Origin of the sequence: uncultured Bacteroides sp. (assembly GCF_937912035.1) — a bacterium.
Lineage (GTDB): Bacteria > Bacteroidota > Bacteroidia > Bacteroidales > Bacteroidaceae > Phocaeicola.
In genome coordinates, this window is record NZ_CALDPF010000043.1 from 158,051 (window position 1) to 164,272 (window position 6,222).

General features: G+C 39.6%; 6 protein-coding genes. 1 reads left to right on the plus strand and 5 read right to left on the minus strand.

Features of this window, described 5'->3' with window-relative positions; all coding sequences use genetic code 11:
- Positions 1-86: 86 nt before the first annotated feature.
- On the plus strand, positions 87-839 hold the full coding sequence (locus Q0486_RS13095; RefSeq protein ID WP_299234142.1) for an RNA methyltransferase: 753 nt from the start codon (positions 87-89) through the stop codon (positions 837-839).
- Here Q0486_RS13095 and Q0486_RS13100 read toward each other — a convergent pair.
- The 5 genes from Q0486_RS13100 to ileS form a co-directional block, all read right to left on the minus strand.
- Positions 836-1,210, minus strand: a complete 375-nt coding sequence (locus Q0486_RS13100; protein ID WP_299234145.1) for a hypothetical protein — start codon at positions 1,208-1,210, stop codon at positions 836-838. The two genes, Q0486_RS13095 and Q0486_RS13100, sit on opposite strands and share 4 nt — an antisense overlap.
- A gap of 10 nt (positions 1,211-1,220) precedes the next feature.
- The gene (locus Q0486_RS13105) at positions 1,221-2,144 is read right to left on the minus strand and encodes a DUF4296 domain-containing protein (protein ID WP_299234148.1); all 924 of its coding nucleotides are present in this window, start codon (positions 2,142-2,144) and stop codon (positions 1,221-1,223) included.
- Between the two features lie 13 nt (positions 2,145-2,157).
- Positions 2,158-2,790: a lipoprotein signal peptidase gene (locus Q0486_RS13110; protein ID WP_299234151.1), complete on the minus strand. Its 633-nt coding sequence runs from the start codon at positions 2,788-2,790 to the stop codon at positions 2,158-2,160.
- Between the two features lie 111 nt (positions 2,791-2,901).
- Positions 2,902-3,282 carry a TraR/DksA C4-type zinc finger protein gene (locus Q0486_RS13115; protein WP_204393956.1) on the minus strand — a complete coding sequence of 127 codons (381 nt, stop codon included), beginning with the start codon at positions 3,280-3,282 and terminating at the stop codon, positions 2,902-2,904.
- 70 nt (positions 3,283-3,352) lie between these two features.
- Positions 3,353-6,222, minus strand: a 2,870-nt coding sequence (gene ileS / locus Q0486_RS13120) for an isoleucine--tRNA ligase (RefSeq protein ID WP_299234157.1), incomplete at its 5' end; no start/stop codon positions are given.

Genomic DNA, 6,222 nt, shown 5'->3' on the forward strand with positions numbered 1-6,222 from the left:
TATCCAATTATAAGATACAAGATAACCATTTATTGAAAATATCTTATTAGCTTTGCCTAAGAAAAAACATAGAATACAACAACTATATGCTCAGTAAAAACAAGATAAAATTTATCCACTCTTTAGAATTGAAGAAATTCAGAAAAGAAAATAAAGTATTTCTCGCCGAAGGCAACAAACTTGTATCTGAACTTGTACCACATTTCAGATGTAGGATTCTGGTTGCAACCCAAGATTGGTTGTCAGCAAACCCTAACATAAATTCTGATGAAACAATCTGCGTTGAAAAAAATGAACTATCACGTGTAAGTCTACTTAAAAGTCCACAAGATGTTCTGGCTGTTTTAGAGATACCGTCTTATCCAATATCCGAAGAGTGTCCGAATAAAGAGTTATGTCTGGCTCTTGATGATGTACAGGATCCTGGTAATTTAGGAACTATCATTAGAATAGCCGACTGGTTTGGAATTCACAACATCTATTGTTCACATGGAACCGCTGATGCTTTCAGCCCAAAAACAGTGCAAGCCACAATGGGAGCTCTTGCCAGAGTAAAACTGCATTATTGCGACATAAAAGAATTAATTTCCAACCTTAAAGATGTTCCAGTATTCGGTACTTTTCTTGACGGTGACAATATATACGAAAGCGGTCTGTCATCAAACGGTCTAATAGTAATGGGAAATGAAGGTAACGGTATAAGCAAGGAAGTCTCAGCATTGATAAATAGAAGAATTCTGATTCCCAATTATCCACAAGGGCACGAAACAACAGATTCGCTAAACGTAGCAGTAGCAACGGCAATTGTATGTTCAGAATTCAGAAGAAGACAACTCTAGCAAAGCTGTATCACCCTGCTATCCAATGAGAAGCTCACTTCAGACACGTTAAACATTGTCACATAATAAGCTTTCAAAGTAAGGAATGTCATATCGGAATCAAGCGGTAGGACACTCCTTATTTCTTTTTCCAGCCCTATATAAAGGACCACAGAATCATTAATCGGATCCGGATGTGTATGTGCCGAAATAATAGGTTCATTGTAAGACAATACTATGAGGCCATTCATCCATTCGGTATATGGAATTTCTTCCATAAAAGGATAATATCCAGTCACTTCGCCCCCAACTTCACTAATCTCAACCACCTGATTCCTCAGCAAAATGTTCTTATGTGGTATATATAACCTATGAGAAGCAAATCTCTTCACACTAACTTTTTTATTTACTTGATATTGGCTTCAACTCTTTCACTTCACTGTCTGTACGTCTGATTTTTCTGTCGGACATACGTACATCTTCATTTTTGGCCTTAGATTTATCACTCTCAACAATAGGTTGTACAGCAGGCTGTGGCATTTGTCCGTCAGATTTGCCACCCCTGTAACTACCGTTTCTATAACGCATAAGCCTGATTTTATTTATAAGTACAGATGTTTCCGTACTGTCAGGATTATTGAAATATACAAACCCATTAATACTTTTATATTCAAATGCAGAGTCAGGCTTTAAAGTCAAATCCCATTTTCCGGATTTATCGACTATTCTCGATATGCCCTGAGTACTGTCGTTTTTGAATGTTATATTCATCGCAACAACAGCTTTAGCACTGTTCTTCTCGTATGTCAAAAAGTTATATTCTGCCTCAAACACCAGTACATCACCTATATGGAATGTAGTATCAGCCTTAAGGTCGAACATAAGCCTGTTAGTTAGAGGCGATGATGTCAACCAATAAATGTTTCTGTCAGACCATACATCCACAGAATCACCCGACAGTGAAACCGAAATCTGTCCGCTTCGTTTATTAAGTTCTGACCTCATCTGTTCTTCTGCAATCTCATATCTTTTTTGCAAATTCTTATATATATCAGTCAACATTATGCTGTTTCTGGTATACCATACCATTGAAGAATCGAACTCAGCTTCAGTCACTCCATGTTTTTCAAATACATAATTCTTATATAATTCACGCTTATATCTGTCAGTATAGCTCAAATCATTACCCATTGTAAGAGCCAAATGATAATCATACAGCAAGTCTTCCATTTCAGCAGGCTGTATAATATCGCCCGGAATCTGTTTTCCACAAGACATAAAAAACAAAACCGTTACCCAGAGTAACAAACGTAAATATTTATTCATAAAAATCTATATATTATTTCTTTTCAGAATGAGACAATGAATTAAGATATCCGCTATAAAAGATAAGCAAAGCAATAATACCACAACTAATGGCTGCATCGGCAAAATTAAAAATCGGACTGAAAAAAATGAAATGCTCTCCACCAACAAACGGCATCCAATCCGGCCAATATGTATCAATTATCGGGAAATAAAACATATCGACTACTTTCCCGTGAAGCCAGTCGGCATATCCTTCTCCAATCGGAACAAAACTGGCAATTTGGGTTCTTGTACTTTCACTAAAGATCTCACCGTAAAAAACACAGTCTATTATATTACCAATTGCTCCGGCAAGAACCAATGACAAGCATACAATATATCCGTTCTTTACCTTTTCAGTCTGACGCACCAGTCTGGCAATATACCATGTTATCAAGATAACGGCTACTATACGGAATATGGTAAGAAATAATTTTGCAAATATTTCCAGGCCGAAAGCCATTCCGTTATTCTCAGTAAAATATATATAGAACCAGTCTGTTATCTTGTAATTCTGATGAAGGAACATCGATGTTTTAACCCATATTTTAATTATCTGATCAATAATCAACACCACAATTACAACGATAGCAGCCATCCTGCCTTGTGAAAAAAACTTGTTCATATAAAAACCTATCAAATCAGTAAAAAACTTAAAACTAAGCAACTTTCAATCTTATCCTAAAAAATTGAGAACCGAAAAACTTCGATTCTCAATTTCATAAAACAATAAAAATTACTTCTTTCCTTGTTGTTTTGCTTCAATGCTTAAAGTAGCGTGTGGCACAGCGCGAAGACGTTCCTTAGGAATAAGTTTGCCTGTTTCACGACAAATACCATACGTCTTGTTCTCTATACGCACTAAAGCAGCCTGCAGATTCTGAATAAACTTAAGCTGTCGTGATGCAAGACGAGTTGTTTCTTCCTTCGACAACGTACTGGCACCTTCTTCCAGCACCTTGTATGTAGGTGAAGTATCGTCTGTATCATTACCGTCAGCATTCATTATACTGCTTTTAAGTTTCTCATAGTCGCGTTCTGCGAGCTGAAGCTTTTCCATGATAATGGCACGGAACTCTTCGAGTTCAGCGTCAGAATACCTTGTTTTCTCAGCCATAGTGTTTAAGTTTTAAAATTAATAATAGTACCTGCCAGATGTTACAACACCCGGCAGATGAGAACATTTATCACTGTCTGGTAACCTTCACAAACAGAGAGAAGTCGTCAAAGTTAAGTTCTGTACCTTCAGCAACTTCATCTACCAGTTCAAGTGAGTTAGCCAAAACTTGGTTGCAAATATAATTATTATATTCATTTACAGCATCATCTGTATTGGAATTTCTTGATAAAGTGATATTTATTTTATCTGTTATTTCAAATCCGCTACTCTTTCTGATATTCTGTATACGATTTACAAGTTCACGTGCGATACCTTCACGTCTGAGTTCTTCAGTGATTGTCACTTCAAGAGCTACAGTCAGACGGCCTTCGTTGGCAACAAGCCATCCTGGGATGTCTTCGCTGAAGATTTCAACATCGGCAGTTTCAATAACGGCGTCACCTCCGTCAAGAGCAAATGTGTAAGAACCGTTCTTTTCAAGTTCTGCAATAGCTTCCTGCGACATTTCTGCAACAGCAGCGGCTACTGCTTTCATCTGCTTTCCAAACTTAGGACCAAGTTTCTTGAAGTCACACTTAACTTTCTTAACCAATACACCCGAAGCACCTTCAACGAACTTGATTTCCTTAACATTCACTTCGCTAAGAATCAAATCCTTAACAGCCTCTATATGACGTTTCTGGTCTTCATCGACAACTGGAACCATGATACACTGCAGTGGCTGGCGTACCTTGATATTTACCTTACGACGAAGTGCAAGTACCATTGAAGTGACATCCTGTGCCATCTGCATACGTGCTTCAAGTTCCTTGTTTACAAGACTTTCATCAGCAACAGGGAATTTAGCAAGGTGAACAGAAACTACATTGTCACGTCCTGTTACATTTACAAGGTCCATATACAGACGGTCTGCATAGAACGGAGCTATAGGAGCCATCAGTTTGGCAACTGTCTCAAGACATACATATAATGTCTGATAAGCAGAAAGCTTGTCTGTTGACATTGAGCTTCCCCAGAAACGCTTACGGTTCAGACGTACATACCAGTTACTCAAATTGTCGTTCACGAAGTCTGTAATCAGACGACCGGCCTTGGTTGGCTCGTAATCATTATAGCAAGCATCAACATCCTTAATCAAAGAGTTGAGCAATGACAATATCCATCTGTCTATTTCAGGGCGTTCTTCCATCGGTACATCTTTCTCTGCATAGCAGAAGCCATCGACATTTGCATAAAGTGCAAAGAATGAATATGTATTGTATAGTGTTCCGAAGAATTTACGTCTCACTTCATCCACACCTTCAGTATCGAACTTCAGGTTATCCCATGGAGAAGCATTGGTAATCATGTACCAGCGCAATGGGTCTGAACCGAACTTCTCGATTGTAGCGAACGGATCTACCGCATTACCAAGACGCTTAGACATCTTGTTACCGTTCTTGTCGAGTACAAGACCGTTAGAGATAACATTCTTGTAAGCCACACTGTCGAACACCATAGTAGCGATTGCATGAAGTGTAAAGAACCATCCACGAGTCTGGTCAACACCTTCTGCAATGAAATCGGCAGGATAGTAAGAACGGTTGTCAACTATCTCCTTGTTTTCGAACGGATAGTGAAGCTGTGCGTATGGCATAGCACCAGAGTCAAACCAAACGTCGATAAGGTCAGTTTCACGTTTCATCGGCTTGCCGCTTTCAGAAACAAGAACGATATCATCTACGTAAGGACGGTGCAAGTCTATCTTATCGTAGTTTTCCTTGCTGTACTGTCCTGGAACGAAACCGAGTTTCTTATATGGATTTTCTGTCATAAAGCCTGCAGCTACAGACTTTTCTATTTCATTATAAAGTTCTTCTACAGAACCGATGCACAATTCTTCTCCTTCATCGTTACGCCAGATTGGAAGCGGAGTACCCCAATAACGGGAACGGCTCAAGTTCCAGTCGTTCAGATTTTCAAGCCACTTGCCGAAACGTCCTGTACCAGTTGATTCTGGTTTCCAGTTGATAGTCTTGTTCAGTTCTATCATGCGGTCTTTAGCTGCAGTAGAACGGATAAACCAGCTGTCCAACGGATAGTAAAGCACCGGTTTGTCTGTACGCCAGCAGTGAGGATAGTTGTGTACATGCTTCTCAATCTTGAATGCCTGATTGTTCTGCTTCATCATCATGCAGATATAGATATCAAGCGATTCTGCAGCCTGAGCTGCTTTTTCGTCATATTTGCCGTCAACTGTGAACTGAGGGTCGTATGCATTCTTAACCCAACGTCCCTGATATTCTTTATAAGCATCAACATTTACACATTCCTTCACGAAAGCCTCATCAAGTTCGTCCAACAGATAGAACTTACCTGTCAAGTCAACCATAGGACGAGTCTCGCCCTTCTTGTTGATCATAAACAATGAAGGAATTCCTGCCGCACGAGCCACATTGGCGTCGTCAGCACCGAATGTAGGAGCGATATGTACTATACCTGTACCGTCTTCTGTTGTTACATAATCACCAGGGATTACGCGGAAAGCCTTGGCAGAAGCCTCAACCCATCCATCAGCTGTAGCCTCAACAGGTTTAACCCATGGAATAAGCTGTTCGTATTCCATACCTACGAGGTCAGTACCCTTGTACTCTCCTACCACCTTGAATGGGATAAGTTTGTCACCAGGCTTATAGTCTTCAAGAGCTATTTCTTCAGCTTTCTTGTTGAAATGAGTGTAAAGAAGAGGTTTTGCCAAAACTACAGTCATCTTCTCGCCTGTATAACCGTTATAAGTCTGTACAGCCACATAGTCAATCTTCGGGCCAACGCAAAGAGCTGTGTTTGAAGGCAATGTCCAAGGAGTAGTAGTCCAAGCTATGAAATAAGGAGTACCCCACTGAGCCATTTCAGGTTTAGGGTTCTTCATCTTGAACTGTCCAACAACAGTTGTATCCT